17 protein-coding genes are annotated in these 15,175 nt (G+C 60.9%); 11 read left to right on the plus strand and 6 right to left on the minus strand.

Annotated features, from left to right (window positions below; all coding sequences use genetic code 11):
* The coding region (ilvA, locus tag WBF74_RS04730; RefSeq protein ID WP_424435935.1) for a threonine ammonia-lyase, biosynthetic at window positions 1–1,462 on the plus strand (1,462 nt) is incomplete at its 5' end.
* A 55-nt stretch (window positions 1,463–1,517) separates the two neighbouring features.
* Here ilvA and flgH read toward each other — a convergent pair.
* The 4 genes from flgH to flgF are packed head-to-tail and all read right to left on the minus strand — an operon-like array spanning window position 1,518 to window position 4,856.
* Window positions 1,518–2,252, minus strand: a complete 735-nt coding sequence (flgH, locus tag WBF74_RS04735; protein WP_424435938.1) for a flagellar basal body L-ring protein FlgH — start codon at window positions 2,250–2,252, stop codon at window positions 1,518–1,520.
* A gap of 39 nt (window positions 2,253–2,291) precedes the next feature.
* Complete coding sequence (gene flgA / locus WBF74_RS04740; RefSeq protein WP_424435941.1) at window positions 2,292–3,281, minus strand: flagellar basal body P-ring formation chaperone FlgA; 990 nt, start codon at window positions 3,279–3,281, stop codon at window positions 2,292–2,294.
* Between the two features lie 12 nt (window positions 3,282–3,293).
* Entirely contained in the window at window positions 3,294–4,079 is a 786-nt protein-coding gene (flgG, locus tag WBF74_RS04745) for a flagellar basal-body rod protein FlgG (protein WP_424435944.1), read from the minus strand.
* Window positions 4,080–4,121: 42 nt separating this feature from the next.
* Window positions 4,122–4,856: a flagellar basal-body rod protein FlgF gene (gene flgF / locus WBF74_RS04750; RefSeq protein ID WP_424435947.1), complete on the minus strand. Its 735-nt coding sequence runs from the start codon at window positions 4,854–4,856 to the stop codon at window positions 4,122–4,124.
* 320 nt (window positions 4,857–5,176) lie between these two features.
* On the opposite strand from flgF, the gene WBF74_RS04755 reads away from it, so the two are divergent.
* From WBF74_RS04755 to WBF74_RS04775, 5 genes are all read left to right on the plus strand, one after another.
* Window positions 5,177–5,680 carry a flagellar basal body-associated FliL family protein gene (locus WBF74_RS04755; RefSeq protein WP_424435950.1) on the plus strand — a complete coding sequence of 168 codons (504 nt, stop codon included), beginning with the start codon at window positions 5,177–5,179 and terminating at the stop codon, window positions 5,678–5,680.
* Window positions 5,681–5,701: 21 nt separating this feature from the next.
* Window positions 5,702–6,790 (plus strand): flagellar motor switch protein FliM, encoded by a 1,089-nt coding sequence (fliM, locus tag WBF74_RS04760; RefSeq protein ID WP_424435953.1) that lies wholly within the window; start codon window positions 5,702–5,704, stop codon window positions 6,788–6,790.
* Complete coding sequence (locus WBF74_RS04765; protein ID WP_424435956.1) at window positions 6,790–7,263, plus strand: DUF6468 domain-containing protein; 474 nt, start codon at window positions 6,790–6,792, stop codon at window positions 7,261–7,263. The genes fliM and WBF74_RS04765 overlap by 1 nt, the downstream gene beginning before the upstream one ends.
* Window positions 7,264–7,283: 20 nt before the next feature.
* Window positions 7,284–7,964 carry a MotE family protein gene (locus WBF74_RS04770; RefSeq protein WP_424435959.1) on the plus strand — a complete coding sequence of 227 codons (681 nt, stop codon included), beginning with the start codon at window positions 7,284–7,286 and terminating at the stop codon, window positions 7,962–7,964.
* 113 nt (window positions 7,965–8,077) lie between these two features.
* Window positions 8,078–11,482 (plus strand): hypothetical protein, encoded by a 3,405-nt coding sequence (locus tag WBF74_RS04775; RefSeq protein WP_424435962.1) that lies wholly within the window; start codon window positions 8,078–8,080, stop codon window positions 11,480–11,482.
* Window positions 11,483–11,500: 18 nt separating this feature from the next.
* On the opposite strand, the gene fliP is transcribed toward WBF74_RS04775, so the two are convergent.
* The gene (fliP, locus tag WBF74_RS04780; RefSeq protein ID WP_424435965.1) at window positions 11,501–12,253 is read right to left on the minus strand and encodes a flagellar type III secretion system pore protein FliP; all 753 of its coding nucleotides are present in this window, start codon (window positions 12,251–12,253) and stop codon (window positions 11,501–11,503) included.
* Complete coding sequence (locus tag WBF74_RS04785) at window positions 12,250–12,633, minus strand: FliO/MopB family protein (protein WP_424435968.1); 384 nt, start codon at window positions 12,631–12,633, stop codon at window positions 12,250–12,252. The genes fliP and WBF74_RS04785 overlap by 4 nt, the downstream gene beginning before the upstream one ends.
* A 271-nt stretch (window positions 12,634–12,904) precedes the next feature.
* Between WBF74_RS04785 and WBF74_RS04790 the strand changes: the two genes are divergently transcribed.
* The 5 genes from WBF74_RS04790 to fliR are packed head-to-tail and all read left to right on the plus strand — an operon-like array spanning window position 12,905 to window position 15,173.
* Complete coding sequence (locus WBF74_RS04790; protein ID WP_424435971.1) at window positions 12,905–13,333, plus strand: flagellar basal body protein; 429 nt, start codon at window positions 12,905–12,907, stop codon at window positions 13,331–13,333.
* 30 nt (window positions 13,334–13,363) lie between these two features.
* A complete protein-coding gene (gene flgC / locus WBF74_RS04795) occupies window positions 13,364–13,774 on the plus strand; it encodes a flagellar basal body rod protein FlgC (protein ID WP_424435982.1) in 411 nt (136 codons plus the stop codon).
* Between the two features lie 13 nt (window positions 13,775–13,787).
* Window positions 13,788–14,108, plus strand: a complete 321-nt coding sequence (gene fliE / locus WBF74_RS04800; protein WP_424435973.1) for a flagellar hook-basal body complex protein FliE — start codon at window positions 13,788–13,790, stop codon at window positions 14,106–14,108.
* 23 nt (window positions 14,109–14,131) lie between these two features.
* A complete protein-coding gene (gene fliQ / locus WBF74_RS04805) occupies window positions 14,132–14,395 on the plus strand; it encodes a flagellar biosynthesis protein FliQ (RefSeq protein WP_424435976.1) in 264 nt (87 codons plus the stop codon).
* 19 nt (window positions 14,396–14,414) lie between these two features.
* Window positions 14,415–15,173, plus strand: a complete 759-nt coding sequence (gene fliR / locus WBF74_RS04810) for a flagellar biosynthetic protein FliR (protein WP_424435979.1) — start codon at window positions 14,415–14,417, stop codon at window positions 15,171–15,173.
* The last annotated feature ends 2 nt before the right edge of the window (window positions 15,174–15,175 follow it).

A 15,175-nucleotide genomic window follows, 5' to 3' on the forward strand; every position in this document is an offset into this window, starting at 1 on the left:
GGAGACCCCTCTCGACAGAATGGGCCCCCTGTCAGAACGGCTCGGACGGGACGTTCTGCTGAAGCGGGAAGATCTGCAACCCATCTTCTCTTTCAAGCTGCGCGGCGCCTATAACAAGATCGTGACGCTGACGCCGGAAGAAAAGGTGCGCGGGGTTATCTGCGCCTCTGCCGGCAATCATGCACAAGGCGTTGCCTATTCGGCGCGGCGCATGGGGCTGCGGGCCGTCATCGTCATGCCGACGACAACGCCTTCCATCAAGGTGGCGGCGGTGCGGCGGATGGGCGGCGAAGTCGTCATTCATGGCGATGCGTTTGATGAAGCCCAGCGCTATGCCTTGCAGCTTTGCGAGGAGCACGGGCTCGTTTTCGTTCATCCCTATGATGATGCCGAGGTCATTGCGGGGCAGGGCACGATCGGTGTCGAGATGCTGCGCCAGCATACGGGCCCGTTCGCGGCCATCTATGTGCCGATAGGGGGCGGGGGGCTTGCGGCGGGTGTTGCGGCTTACGTCAAATTTCTCCGCCCGGAGATCAGGGTCATCGGTGTCGAACCGGAAGATGCGGCTTCCATGAAAGCGGCGCTCGCGGCAGGTCGGCCCGTGCCGCTCAACGAGGTTGGTATTTTCGCGGATGGCGTTGCCGTGCGGCAGGTGGGCGAGGAGACGTTTCGCCTTTGCCGAGACCTGCTGGACGACATCGTGACGGTGACGACGGATGAAATCTGCGCCTCCATCAAAGATATATTCGACCATACGCGCGCGATAGCGGAGCCTGCGGGCGCTGTTGCGCTGGCGGGGTTGCGCAAGCATGTGGCGCAGCTCGATGTGCCCGGCGCTGTTGCTGCTGTCATGTCCGGCGCAAACATGAATTTTGACCGCCTGCGCCATGTGGCGGAGCGGTCGGAAATCGGTGAGCGGTCGGAAGCGCTGTTCGGTGTTACCATTCCCGAACGACCGGGCGCCTATCGCAGCTTCATCTCCACGCTCGGCGTGCGCCCCATTACCGAGTTCAACTATCGCATTGCGCCGGGCGCAAGCGCGCGGATCTTTGTTGGCGTCCGGCTGACAAGGGGCGATGCGGAAAAGAGCGAGATCATCGAGCTTCTCACCGCCAATGGCTATGAAGTGGAAGACATGACGGATAATGAGCTTGCGAAGCTTCATATCCGCTACATGGTGGGCGGTCGTGTCGAAGGTCTGACAGGCGAGATGCTCTATCGCTTCGAATTTCCTGAGAGGCCCGGCGCGCTGCTGCGCTTTCTGGAAGGGCTGCGGTCAGACTGGAATATCTCGCTTTTTCACTACCGCAATCACGGGTCTGATTATGGCCGTGTGCTGGCGGGTATTCAGGTGCCGCCCGACGAGCGCGACGCGTTCCACGAGTTCCTTGATGAGCTTGGATATGCGCATTGGGATGAAACCGACAATCCCGCCTACGCGATGTTTCTGGGCAAGTCCTGACGACACAAAAAACGCGGCCATCGGGCCGCGTTTTTCGTTTCCGTGTCGCCTTTTCTCAGAAGGGCATGACGATATCGAGAAGCTGCTGGCCATAGCGCGGCTGCTGCACTTCCGTGATCTGACCTTCGCCGCCATAGGAGATGCGGGCTTCGGCAATCTGCGAATGCTGGATCGTGTTGGTATTGGAAATATCTTCCGGGCGCACGATGCCGGTGACGAGAAGGTCGCGCACCTCATAGTTCACGCGCACCTGCTGGCGGCCGGTGATGACCATATTACCGTTGGGCAGCACATCGCTCACGACAGCGGCGATGGTGAGTTCAACCTGTTCGCGGCGATCAACTGTGCCTGCGCCTGCACTGGAGCTGTTGCTGCCGAGTTTGGCAAGGTTCTGGTTATCCACCGCATCGGGGAAGACCTTGTCGAGATAGGATTCATAGCCGAACAGATTGCTCAGCGCCGCATTCTCGGCATTGGAGCGGCTGCGCTTCGTTGAATTGTTCACCTTGGCGCTGTCGGTGATGTTGATGAGCACGGTGAGAATGTCACCCACACGCGCGGCGCGCTGGTCGCGGAAGAAGGCGCGCGAGCCGGAGCGCCAAAGGGAGTTCGGCTGATAGACGACCTGCTCTGCCTGCGGCATCGGCATGGCGACGGTCGGACCGGGCGTGCCGAGGGGCGCAAAATCGGGCGCCTTGCCGATATTCGAGATGCGGTCGGCGGTGTTGCAGCCGGCAAGCGTGACAGCAAGGAGCGCTATGGTGGCGAGGCGGGTGGTGGCGGCGAACATGATGACGACTTTCCTGTTTGTCTTTTCTGCTGGCGCTTGTCAGGAGTTATCTGATGCAGCGGCGAGACGGGCAGCGTGGATTGCGCCCGGTGTGCCGATGCGAATGGTGTTCGGACCTTCAATCACGCCTTGCAGCGTGCGATTGGACCGGGTGTTCAGCACATCCACGACATCGCCCACCGCGCCGCTCTGCAACGCACGGCCACGCGCGACGAGGGTGAGTGCGCCGGAAGCGAGGATCATGTCCACCTGCGCACCTTTTTCCACGACAAGCGGCGCTGCCATGTCGGAAAGTCGCAGCGGCTCGCCTGCGCGCGCCTGATGGCGCGGCGACATGCCGACGAGATTGTCGAGCGAGGTGATGATGTTCTGCCCGATGCGGTTTGCGGGAAGGCGCACCCAGTCAATATCGGAGTGGCGAACAACTTCGCCCTGAACCATGTCGCGGGTGAGTACGGGAACATCCATCACCGGATAGGCACGGCCCGTCACGCGGTGAAGCGGGCTCAGCGCGTCATTTGCAGGCGCGCGCAGAATGGCCGTGAAGGTGCCGTTGCGGCGGTTGAAGGCGATCTGCTCGACATTCACGGAAATCTCCGCATCCTCGGCAACCTGCACATTCGCCATGCCATTGGTGAAATCCACCTGAAGCTGCGAGGCAGACGGCATGGAAGGCGACTGCGCGGCGATGGCGGAAGCGACAGCGCTCGCCACATCCTCGTCCGGCACGGCAATACCCGCGCGCGCGACGGTGACATGGCTGATGCCTGCATCGTTCCGCCAGTCAATGCCGTTACGGCGCGCGGTGAGCGAGATGCGGGAGACGGAAATCTCGCTGCGATAGCCGGGCGCGGGCGCATTGGCGACAACCACACCGGCAGCGGAACCCGCATTGTCGAAGAGATCGCCGAGCGTGACCGTTGCGCCGGAAACGGTGATAGCGGGACGCAGTTCTGCCGCGCTTGCCGCGAAAGCGAACAAGGCCGAGGCTGCGAGGGTGGTGAAGGCGGAGGCGATACGCATGGACATGGATGTCATCCGTTACTTCATGTTCGAGGTGACGGACATCATCTCGTCCGATGCAGTGATGACCTTGGCGTTCATTTCATAAGCGCGCTGGGCAGTGATGAGCGTGGTGATTTCGCTCACCGCATTCACATTGGCCGTTTCGAGGAAGCCCTGCAGCACGCTGCCAATGCCGTCATTCGCGGGGATGCCGATATTGGGAGCGCCGCTTGCCGCTGTTTCAATGAAGAGATTGTCGCCCAGCGGGTCGAGACCGGCTTCATTGGCGAAGGAGGCAAGCTCGATCTGGCCGACAACCTGCGACGCTGTTTCGCCCGGCAGTGTGACCTGGACCTGACCATCGCGGCTGATCGTGATGTCGGTTGCTTCCGGCGGAATGTTGATGCCGGGCGCGAGCGTGTAGCCATCGGCGGTGACGAGCTGGCCGACCGGACTGATCTGGAAGGAACCGGCGCGCGTATAGGCGTCCTCACCGCTCGGCAGTTCGACACGGAAATAGCCGCGGCCCTGAATGGCGAGGTCGAGCTTGTTCTCGGTATTGTCGAGATTGCCCTGCGTCATGATGCGGTTCACGGAGGCGACCTTCACACCCATGCCGATTTGCACGCCTGCGGGCACGATGGTGCCTGCATCCGAGGAGTTGGTGCCCACGCGGCGGAGGTTCTGATAGAGCAGGTCCTGGAACTCGGCGCGCTGGCGCTTGAAGCCCGAGGTGCTCATATTGGCGATGTTGTTCGAGATCACCTCGACATTGAGCTGCTGGGCCATCATGCCTGTGGCGGCTATGCTGAGCGACTGCATGACTATTCGTCCTTACTCTGCGTTGCGAGCGGGCGCGCCTTCTCAGGCGGCCACGGTTCCGAGTTGCTGAATGGCCTGCCGACGCATCTGGTCAGCCTGCTCGATGAGTTTCTGCGCGCTCGCATAGGAGCGCATCACGTCGATCATGTTTGTCATCTCGATGATGGGCTGCACATTGGAGCCTTCCAGTGCGCCCTGAACGAGACGGATGTTCTCAGGGGTGATTTCAGGCTGGTCGGTCTGGTAGAGCGAGTCGCCGGCCTTCTTCATCAATCGCGTATTTTCGAAGGTGACGATGGCGATGCGGCCGCGCAGGCCTTCATCGGTCGAGATCGTGCCGTCGCGGGCAATGGTGATACCCGTTTCATCATCGGCAAAGGTGATGGGCGTTCCGGCATCATCAAGCACGAGATCGCCGGATGAGGTGACGAGCCGGCCTTCGGCATCGAGATTGAAGTTGCCGTTACGCGTGTAGCGGATACCGGCATCGGTCTCGACGCGGAAGAAGCCCTCGCCCGTGATGGCAATGTCGAACGGATTGCCCGTGGACTGTAGCGCGCCATCGCGCAGATCGCGGTGCTGGCCGACATCCTGAACAAAAGAGATGCGCTTGTCCGGGCTCTGCTCCGACGCGTCCGGCATCAGGAATTGCTCGAACAGCATCGCCTCCGACTTGTAGGCAGTCGTGTTCATATTCGCGAGATTGTTCGCGATGGTCGCCATATCGCGGCTCATCGCCATCTGGCGGGAAAGACCTATGAGAAGGGCGTTTTCCATGTCGGGTCTGGTCGGCCTTTGTCACACATGATGCGCAAACCCTGCGCTGCCCCTTCATGTGCATGGCGCGTGCCAATAAAGATCGTCATGTTTTTCAAAGGGTTAGTTCTTTCGGCGCAGCGCAGGGCGGGCATTCGGGCAGGCTTTACCGGGCAGAATTTGCCGCCTGATCCGAGTGCAGGACGCGGCTGTGCAGGCACTTGTTAAGTGCGCTTAGCCCAATTCCTCCGCCAACGGTTCATTAACCAAAATCAGCGAGCATCCGGTTGTATTTCAGGGGGATGGCATGCATGTGCCGTCCGCAAGGGTGGGGCGACGACATGGCTGCAATTGACGCCGACATGCAGGACGACGACGCAGTGGAGGCACCGCCGCCCGCAAGGCGCAGACTGGCGGGCAAGGTTCTCGTTCTCTACATCGCGTTGCCGCTGCTTCTTCTCATTGGTGCGGGAGCGGGTATTTATATGTCCGGCATTTTTGGCGGGGCCGAGGAAGGGCCGGTCGCTGTGAAAGTCGTGGCACCTCCTGTCTATTACGACATGCCCGATTTTCTCGTGAACCTGTCCGGTCCGCCGCCGCAACATTATCTCAAGATGCGCGTGGCGCTGCAGGTGCGCGACAAGGAAGCGGTTGCGATGGTTGATGGCGCCATGCCCCGCATTCTCGATGGCTTTCAGACTTTCTTGCGCGAGCTGCGTCCCGAAGACCTTGAAGGGTCGCAGGGCATGCTCAATCTGCGCGAAGAACTGATGCGGCGTATCGAGCTTGCGACACAGGAGCCTGTCGTGAAGGACGTGCTCTTCAAGGAAATCATTGTTCAGTAAAGCGCAGGTACGGACAGTTTAATGGCTGACTTCGATATACAGGACCAGAAAGACGTGCTTGCTGCCGCTGCCGAAGCGGCCGCAAAGGCGCCTGAGCGCGTTCTGAACCAGGATGAAATTGACAGCCTGCTCGGCTTCGAGGTCGATGACGATGTGATGCCGGAACTGCACGGCATCGACGCCATCGTCAATTCGGCGCTTGTTTCCTATGAGCGACTGCCGATGCTTGAAATCGTCTTTGACAGGCTTGTTCGCCTGATGACGGTTTCGCTGCGTAATTTCACCTCCGACAATGTGGATGTGTCGCTCGACAATGTATCGTCCATCCGCTTTGGCGATTATCTCAATTCCATTCCGCTACCTGCCATTCTTGCTGTGTTCCGCGCGAAGCAGTGGGACAATTACGGCATGTTCACGGTTGACTCGAACCTGATCTATTCGATCGTTGACGTGCTTCTCGGCGGGCGGCGCGGCACGGCGGCCATGCGCATTGAGGGCCGTCCCTATACGACGATCGAGCTTAATCTCGTCCAGCGCATGATTGAGGTCGTGTTGCAGGATGTGCAGGCGGCGTTCGAGCCGCTTTCGCCGGTGACGCTTGAACTCGACCGCATGGAAACCAATCCGCGCTTCGCCGCGATTGCGCGCCCGGCCAATGCTGCCATTCTGGTGAAGCTGCGGGTCGATATGGAAGATCGTGGTGGCCGCATCGAAATGCTGCTGCCTTATGCGACGCTTGAACCCATCCGCGAACTTCTTTTGCAGATGTTCATGGGCGAGAAGTTCGGCCGCGACTCCATCTGGGAAAGCCATCTGGCGACAGAACTCTGGTCCACCAAGGTACCGCTTGAGGCGGTGCTGGATGAGCAGAAGCTCACCCTTCGCGATGTGATGAACTTCGAGAAGGGCCAGACGCTGATGCTGAACAACGGGCCGGACGGAATGATTGATCTGCGCTGCGGCGGGGTGAGCCTCGGCACGGGCCGCATGGGCCGTGTGGGCAATCATGTTGCCGTGCGCGTGGAGCAGGGCATCAAGCAGGTGCAGCGGAAGGGTCATGGGTCTCACAACCTCCTTCCGTCAGGCACGCCCAATGGGGGGAAGCAGTAATGTTGGGTGATCTTCCTTTCAGCACGGTTCTGGAACTTGTCGTTTGCCTTTTTCTCGCGGCGACCATTGCCTATTGCGCGATTATCGACCGGAAGCTGCGTGCCATGCGCGCGGGGCAGGACGGGATGCGCGAACTGATCGGCGATCTCGGTGCTGCAACCCAGGATGCCGTGATGGCGATCGAGGGGCTGAAGCGCGCGAGCGAACAGTCCGGCAATGAGCTTGCCGAGAGCATCCGGCAGGCGAAAACGCTCTCGGATGAGCTTTCGGTGATGGTGGAAGCAGGCCGCAGAATTGCCGACCGGCTGAGCAGCAGCGAGCGTGCGCCCGCATCTGCTCCCGTGTCGCGTCCGGCCCCGCTTTCCGCGACCGGTCCGCGTGTCGCAAGCCGCCCGGCCTCGCCGCGTGATGCGGCAACGGCAGCGCGGGCCGCAAGCCAGCTTCTAGATGCGCTGAAGAAAAACGTCCGCTGAGTTGAGAGGCAGAACAGACCATGCTTAACCGCCTTCGGCTTCTCCCGACCGTCATTCTCTGCGCCTCGCTCCTGCTGACGCTGAAGCTTGCCGACCTGGCCTCCGGGGGCAGCGCCATCTCCGCTGCGCAGGCGAGCGCTACGGAGCCGGTGGCGGAGGAGGTGACTTCAGCTCAGTCCGCGCCTGTTGCTGCGGGTGAGGCGCCGGTAGAGCCGGCAACCGAGACCTTCTCGAAATCCGAAGTTACGGTTCTTGAAAGCCTGTCGGCGCGGCGCGAGGAGCTTGACCGGCGCGCAAAGCTGCTCGATACGCGCGAGCAATTGCTGAATGCGGCGGAAAAGCGTGTTGAAGAGCGGATTGCCGAACTGAAGGACATCGAAGCGCGCATCAATGCGCGTATCGGCGTGCAGGACGAGCAGAATGAAAACCGGCTGGCGGGCGTCGTTTCCATGTATGAGACGATGAAGCCCAAGGATGCAGCCCGCATTTTCGAGCGGCTTGATATGGGCGTTCTGCTGGAAGTGGCAAAGCGCATGGAGCCGCGCAAGCTCTCTGCCGTGCTCGCCCAGATGGATCCGGTCTCCGCGCAGGATCTCACCGTGGAACTGGCGCTCGGCGAAAAGCTCGATGACATCGTACAGGGCGCCGAGAAGGCAGAAGGCGCTGGTGACGGCGCATTTTCGGCTGAAAAAGCCAGCTAATCTGCGCCAACCGACCTTGCCCTTAAGCTCCACTTAACCGGCCGTCTCCTAGACTGACCGCCCAAGCGGCAGAACGCCGTGGTTTGCAAGCAGAAGCTTCAGAGGCGCATCGCGTGAACGGGCCTTTCCGACATATTTGTCCGGTTGAAACTGGCGGCTTTCTCAGCCGTCTGCGTGCCCTTGCGATTGCAAATTTCGCCCTGATCCTGCTGACATTTTCGCTTTCTGCCGAGGCTGCCTCTGATGTGCGGATCGATCTTGCCGAAGAAGATGGCTATGGCCGCCTGATCTTCACTTTTTCGGGCGAGGTGCCGAGTTACCGCGCTTCGGTTGAGGCGGGCATTCTGGTTCTCGAGTTCGGCAGGGGCTTCGCCATCGACCCGAATGACTTTCTCCGTCATCTCCCCCGCTATGTCGCGATGGTGCGCCAGAGCGGCGATCTGCGCTCGATCCGCGCGGCGCTGACAACGGATTTTTCCGTGAATGCGATGCGCGCGGAAAATGCCGTCTATGTTGATCTTCTGCCGCCGGGCTGGAAGGGCGCGCCGCCCCCTCTGCCAGCGGATGTGCTGGCGCGGATCGAAGAAGCGCGCAAGGCGGAAGAAGCTGCGAAAGCGGCCGAACTTGCCGCGAAGGCGCAGGGCATTGTGGAGCCGGAAGTGCCGCTGCCCGGTCTTTCCGTGCGCATGGCGAAACGCGAAGGGCTGGCCCGCCTTGTTTTCGACTGGAACCAGCCGGTTCTCTATTCGCTCGTGCAGCGGCAGGGGCTTGCAACCATTACATTCGATCGCACGGCGAAGGTTGATCTCGCGCAGCTTCGGGCCGATCCGCCGCCGCAAATGGCAGGTGTGGCCGCCGTGGAACATGACGGGCGACTTGCCATCGTGCTCACGCTGAAGCCGGGTGTGACGGTCACAGATTTCCGCGAGGATATGAGCATCGTGCTCGACCTCAAATCCGAAGGTGATCTGCCGCGTGCCGCGCCGAAGGAAGAGGCTGCCGGAAAATCCGCCCCGAAAAAGTTGCTGCCCGAGCTTGCCGACGCGAAAGCGCCGGTCGAGGAAGCGCCCAAGGATATTTCGCCGGTGGCGGAGGCAGAGACGGTTGCGCCTGCGAGTTCCCATCCCGTACCCGGCGCCGCGCGGCCTGAAGGCAAGGCCGTTCTGCGCTACGCGGCCGGGCGCAATGGCATGGATCTCGTCATTGACTGGCCGGAGCCTGTGGGCGCGGCAGTATTCGAGCGGGCAGACAGGCTCTGGATCGTTTTCGACCGGGAATTGCCGATTGATATATCTGCGGTAAGCGAGGAAGAGCATGCGCCTTATGGTCAGCCGGAAAGCGTGACTGTCGCCGGTGGCGCGGCGCTTGTCGTGCCGCTCAAGGACCAGATGCTGCTTGCGGCAGTGAACGAGGCTGCAAGCTGGCGTGTTTCGGCAGGCGAGGCGATTCCGACGACCGGCCGACCCATCGCTGTGTCGCGGGAATGGCGTGAGGACGGGCGCGGGGCCGTGGCCTTCGACCTGCGCGCGCCGCGCAAGGTTCTTCGTGTTCGTGATCCGCTGGTGGGCGACGAGATTGTCGTGGTAACGGCGAATGGTCCCGGGCAGGCGATGCAGATATCGCGCAGCTTTGTCGAGTTTCAGGCGCTACAGACCGCACAGGGTCTTGCCATCGTGCCCGTTGCCGATGATCTCAACGTGGCAGCATCTCCCGACAATGTACTTGTCACGCGGCATGACGGGCTGACGCTTTCGACGGATGATCACCGCGAATGGCAGTATGAGGGCAATGGCCCGGTCGCACAGAGCGCGCCGCCTGCGGAAATGCATTTCGCCGAATGGCGGCAGGCTCCGGGTGAAACCTTTATCGAGCGGCGGCAACATCATCTCGCGCAGCTTGCAAGCGTGCAGTCGCATGAGATGGGCGAGCGACGCCTTGCCTATGGCCGCTTTCTGCTGGCCTACGGGCTTGCACCGGAAGCGCGTGCCATGCTCGTTGCGGCGAAAGAGGCAGACAGCAGGTTCGGTATTGATCCCTCTTTCCGGGCAACGCTTGGTGTTTCCTCTGCCCTGAGCGGGCGCTATGGCGAGGCCATTCGAGAGCTTTCGGGGCCGAGCCTTGATAATTCGCCTCATGCAGCGGCGTGGCGGGGGCTTGCGCGGGCCTCTCTCGGCCATTGGGAGGCCGCCCGATCTGAATTTGCGCTGGCGGGTGCCATCACGGATGCCTTCGGAGAGGAATTGCGGGTTGAGCTGCGCAGCCTCGCCGCGCTCGCCTCGCTCAAGAGCGGTGACGTGCTTTCTGCCGAGCAATATGCGGCAGGCTTTCCCACCCATGCGGAAAGCACCAGGGCGAAGGCCTCCATAGTCCTGACCAATGCGATGATTGCGGATGCGCATGACCGGAAAGAGAAGGCGGTGGCGCTTTATGACGCTGCCATTGAGAATGGCTATCCGCCGGTCGCGGCCCGTGCGCGCTATGGCAAGATGATGCTGCTCCATCGCAAGGGCGAGGTGGATGACGAGGCGCTCGCCAGGGAGCTGGAGAGCCTTCGCTATGCCTGGCGCGGAGACGGGCTTGAGCTTGATGTGCTGACGCAGCTTGCAGAGCTTCATCTTCGAGGGGGCAATGTCGGGGAGGCGCTGCGGCTGATGCGCATTGCGACCGACAATTTCCCGGACAGCGATGAAGCGCATCGCATGAACATGCGCATGTCGGACATATTTGCGGATTACTATCTGAGCGACGCGGCGAGCGAGATGACGCCGGTGCAGGCGCTTTCCTTCTTCGAAGCTTTCAAGGAGCTGACGCCGATTGGCCAGCGGGGGGACGAGATGATCCGCGACCTTGCCGAGCGGCTGGTGAGCGTGGACCTGCTCGAACAGGCTGCCCATCTTCTCGATTATCAGGTCGCCAACCGGCTTCATGGCGGTGTTGCCAAGGCGCAGGTTGCCGCGCGGCTTGCTTCGATTTTCCTTGCGGATCAGAAACCTGATCGCGCTCTCGCGGCGCTGCGTGCAACGAAACAGAATCTTTTGCCGACAGAACTTGCGGAAGCGCGGCTTCTTCTGGAGGCGCGGGCGCTTGCCGATCTCCGGCAATATGACAATGCAATGGATTTGCTGGAGGGCAGGTCCGATCCTGCGGCCAAGCGCCTGCGCGCGGATATTCTCTGGAATGCCGGCCGCTGGGAGGATGCCGGGCCGGTGATCGAGATTGCGCTGGGGGATAGCTGGAAAGGCAATGCGCCCATGAGCGGCGATAACCGGCTTCTCGTCATGCGCGCGGCGATTGCCTACTCACTGGCGGAAGATGAAGCGGGCCTCGGGCGGCTGCGCGTCAAATATGGCGAGGCGATGAGCCAGAGCGCTGATGCCGATGCCTTTGCCGTTCTCTCCGAGCCTATCACGAAGCAGGGCGTGGCCTTCCGCGAGATGGCAAGCCGCATCGCTTCCATCGACACGCTGGATCGCTTTCTGGCATCGCTGAAAATAGATGAGAGTGTGGCGGTCAACTGACCACCAGCACCCCTTGCCTCAGGTTCCGAAGCTCTGGACGAGGCTTCCCGCGATCAGCGACCAGCCGTCCACAAGCACGAAGAAGATCAGCTTGAAGGGCAGGGAGATGATGACCGGCGGCAGCATCATCATGCCCATCGACATGAGAACGGACGCGACCACCATGTCGATCACGATAAAGGGCAGGAAGACGAGGAAGCCGATTTCAAAGGCGCGCCGCAGCTCGCTGATCATGAAAGCGGGCACCAGCACCTGAAGGCCGACATCGGCGGCTTCTTCGGGTTCTTCCGTTTCCGAGAGATCGACAAAGAGCTTGAGGTCCTGGGCGCGCACCTGGCTCAGCATGAAGGTCTTGAAGGGACCGCTTGCAAGGCTGAAGGCTTCGCCTGTTTCAATTTCTTCGTTCAGCAGAGGCTCGATTCCTGCCTGATAGGCCGCCGTGAAGGTCGGCGTCATCACGAAGGCGGTGAGGAAGAGGGCAAGGCTCACCAGCACGGCATTAGGCGGCGATTGCTGCATGCCGAGTGCTGTGCGCAGCAGACCCAGCACCACGATGATCCGCACAAAGGACGTGACCATGATGAGGATCGAGGGCGCGAGGCTCAGAACCGTGACCAGCGCAACAATCTGCACCACATGGTTGGTGAGACCGAGGCCTTCGGAGAGATTGACCTCAATCGACTGCGCGCCTGCGGGCAGCGCAAAGCCTGTGAAGATCAGGGCAAGGGCGAGAAGCGCGCCGATGCGCGGGAATGAGGAGAAGCGGGTCACGCGCGGCGCTCCTTGATGAATTCAACAAATCGCTGAAGCTGGACAATGTGAGGCGGGCCGGCGAAGGCCTGCTTCGCCGTGTCGCTCTCTGATGTCTCAAGCGCAACGGGGGCCACCGGCGCATCAATGCCGCTCTCGATGAGAAGCGGGTGGTCACCGCCGATCAATACGAGATGTTCCTTGCCGTCGCGGCGGATTAGGAGAAGGCGGTGGCGGGCATCGACGGGGCGGACCTCGACGATGCTCAGCCGCTTCTGCGCGCCCATGGATGACGCACCGGGCGCAAGGCCGAAGCGTCGGGCAAGAACGGCGCAGAGGCCGATCAGCCCGAGAATGAAGGCGAGAGCGGCCACGAAGCGGAAGATTTCAGAGAAGTCCATTTTGACTTTTATCCCCCCGATGAACCGTCCAATGACGATCCGTAATGGGAAGAATTTGCCCCGTTAGCCTTAATGCGGGGTTAAGGCACCAGAGTTGCTGCGCATTTGTCTGGTTAGCGAGTGGTGAACGGGCCCGGCAGATTTTTCCGCATTAGGACGATGTTAACTCCGTGGTGGTGACATTCACCTTGCCGCCAAGGAATGCGTGGCTCGGATGGACCCTTTCTCAGCGCTTAGAAGAATGCGCGATGTGAGGGGTGCGGGGGCACACATGGCACTGGGCGATCTTCCCATCATTGGCATGATGAAGCAGCGGATGCATTGGCTTTCCGCGCGCCAGCAGGTACTTGCGCAGAACGTTGCGAATGCCGACACACCGGGCTACACGGCACAGGATCTCAAGCCGCTCGATTTCGGCGCGCTGGTAAAGCGTAACAGCCGCGTCATGGCGCCCGTCGCCACGCAGGCAGGCCATATCGGCAGCCCGGCTGTCGGCTCCGGCCTCAATATCCGACCGGGCGAGGCACGCGGCGGCGAAGTCATCAAGAAACCGGATTTCGAAACATCGCCGACAGGCAATTCCGTCGTTCTCGAGGACCAGATGATCAAGGTCGCCGAGACTCAGATGGATTACCAGACTGTGACGGGGCTCTATTCCAAGAGCCTTGGCCTCATCAAGATTGCGCTCGGCAGAGGCTGAGCCGGGCTGAAAGGACGCATCATGAGCGCGATGGATCTTATCAAGTCGATGGTGGTGGCAGCCTCGGGCCTCAAGGCCCAGAGCGGGCGTATGCGCATCATCGCGGAGAATATCGCCAATGCCGATTCAACCTCGCAGGTGCCGGGGGGTGATCCCTACCGGCGCAAGATTGTGACTTTCGAGGACAAGCTCAATCGCGAGATCGGGGCGCATACGGTTGCCATTGGCAGGCCGACGCTCGACCGCACCGAGTTCAAGCTCAAATACATGCCCGGTCATCCCGGCGCGGATGAGAATGGCTATGTAAAGCTGCCGAATGTGAACGGCATGATCGAGGCGATGGATATGCGCGAGGCGCAGCGCAGCTATGAGGCGAACCTTAATCTCATTCAGGCCTCGCGGCGCATGATCGCGCAGACAATCGACATTCTGCGGAAGTGACGGGGGCTGAACAATGAGCACCATTCCGGCATCCATGGCTCTTAACGCCTATGCGCGCGCAGCGGGCATGGGCGGCAGCCCGCAGCTTCCCCAGCCCGGCACGGCGGGGCAGGCGGGTGGCTTCAGCGACATGCTGAAGCAGGCGATGAATGAAACTGTCGAAATCGCCAAGGTTGGCGAAACGCAGATGGGGAGCGTGACAGGCGGTGCGGGCGGCAACCTCGTAGATGTCATCACCGCTGTCGCAGAGGCGGAGACCACGCTGCAAACCGTTGTCACGGTGCGCGACAAGGTCATCACGGCCTATCAGGAAATCATGCGCATGCCGATCTGACGGCAGCCAGGAAGAGCAAGAAAATGGGCGGACCTGAAATTCTCGACCTTGCGCGGCAGACGATTTATGTGCTGCTTGCCGTATCGGCACCCATGATGATCGTCGCGCTGGTCGTGGGTCTTGCGATTGCGCTATTGCAGGCGCTGACGCAGGTGCAGGAAATGACGCTCGTTTTCGTGCCGAAGATCGTGGCGATCTTTCTCACCCTGCTGATTGCGCTGCCCTTCATGGCGCAGGCGCTTCAGGGCTTCATGATCCTTATCTCCGAAAAGATCGTGACAGGCTGAAGGGGCAGGCGCGCAAGCGATGATCACGATCGATTTTCTGCCGCAAACGGCATTCACCTTCATGCTGATCTTTTCGCGCCTTGCCGCGATGATCATGCTGATGCCGGCTCTGGGCGAGACGAGCATCCCGGCGAATGTGCGGCTCATTCTTGCGCTGCTTCTCTCCTTCGTGATGATGCCGCTTGTAGCCTCTTCCTATGGCGCGATCCCCGGCACGCTGGCGGGGCTTTCCTTCGCCGTGTTCACGGAAGTCGCTGTCGGCATTTTCGTCGGCGGGGCGGCGCGTATCATCATGAGCGCGCTTCATGTCGCGGGTAACATCATCGCGCTCCAGATGAGCCTTGCCTTTGCGCAGAATGTGGACCCGACACAGGGCCAGCAGGGTGTGCTGCTGGCAAACTTCCTGTCGCTGACAGCCGTGACGCTTATCTTCGCAACCAATCTCGATCATCTGCTCATCGCCGCCATGCGCGACAGCTATGTGCTTTTCGCGCCCGGCCAACTGCTTCCGGTGGGCGATTTCTCGCAAATGGCGGTAAAGATGGTGGCGGATGCGTTCAAGCTCGGCCTGCAGCTTGCCGCGCCGTTCCTTGTTTTCGGACTGATTTTCTATATCGGCATCGGCATCCTTTCGAGGCTGATGCCGCAGATCCAGATTTTCTTCATCGCGATGCCGGCAAACATCATGCTCGGCTTCGTGCTTCTGCTCTTCCTGATCGGTGCGTTGATGACGTGGTTCCTTCAGGGCTTCGAGCAGTCGATTTCCATATTCGTCTGATA

It is taken from the genome of Parvibaculum sp., assembly GCF_049672805.1.
Taxonomy (GTDB): Bacteria; Pseudomonadota; Alphaproteobacteria; order Parvibaculales; family Parvibaculaceae; genus Parvibaculum.

Excerpts from the sequence above, each read along its gene's own strand:
- fliQ (WP_424435976.1), top strand. The coding sequence starts at position 14,132 with ATGGGCGGACCTGAAATTCTCGACCTTGCGCGGCAGACGATTTATGTG.
- flgC (WP_424435982.1), top strand. The coding sequence starts at position 13,364 with ATGGATCTTATCAAGTCGATGGTGGTGGCAGCCTCGGGCCTCAAGGCC.
- fliM (WP_424435953.1), top strand. The coding sequence starts at position 5,702 with ATGGCTGACTTCGATATACAGGACCAGAAAGACGTGCTTGCTGCCGCT.
- WBF74_RS04790 (WP_424435971.1), top strand. The coding sequence starts at position 12,905 with ATGGCACTGGGCGATCTTCCCATCATTGGCATGATGAAGCAGCGGATG.
- flgA (WP_424435941.1), bottom strand. The coding sequence starts at position 3,281 with ATGTCCATGCGTATCGCCTCCGCCTTCACCACCCTCGCAGCCTCGGCC.
- flgH (WP_424435938.1), bottom strand. The coding sequence starts at position 2,252 with ATGTTCGCCGCCACCACCCGCCTCGCCACCATAGCGCTCCTTGCTGTC.
- WBF74_RS04755 (WP_424435950.1), top strand. The coding sequence starts at position 5,177 with ATGGCTGCAATTGACGCCGACATGCAGGACGACGACGCAGTGGAGGCA.
- fliR (WP_424435979.1), top strand. The coding sequence starts at position 14,415 with ATGATCACGATCGATTTTCTGCCGCAAACGGCATTCACCTTCATGCTG.
- WBF74_RS04765 (WP_424435956.1), top strand. The coding sequence starts at position 6,790 with ATGTTGGGTGATCTTCCTTTCAGCACGGTTCTGGAACTTGTCGTTTGC.
- flgG (WP_424435944.1), bottom strand. The coding sequence starts at position 4,079 with ATGCAGTCGCTCAGCATAGCCGCCACAGGCATGATGGCCCAGCAGCTC.
- flgF (WP_424435947.1), bottom strand. The coding sequence starts at position 4,856 with ATGGAAAACGCCCTTCTCATAGGTCTTTCCCGCCAGATGGCGATGAGC.
- WBF74_RS04785 (WP_424435968.1), bottom strand. The coding sequence starts at position 12,633 with ATGGACTTCTCTGAAATCTTCCGCTTCGTGGCCGCTCTCGCCTTCATT.
- fliE (WP_424435973.1), top strand. The coding sequence starts at position 13,788 with ATGAGCACCATTCCGGCATCCATGGCTCTTAACGCCTATGCGCGCGCA.
- WBF74_RS04770 (WP_424435959.1), top strand. The coding sequence starts at position 7,284 with ATGCTTAACCGCCTTCGGCTTCTCCCGACCGTCATTCTCTGCGCCTCG.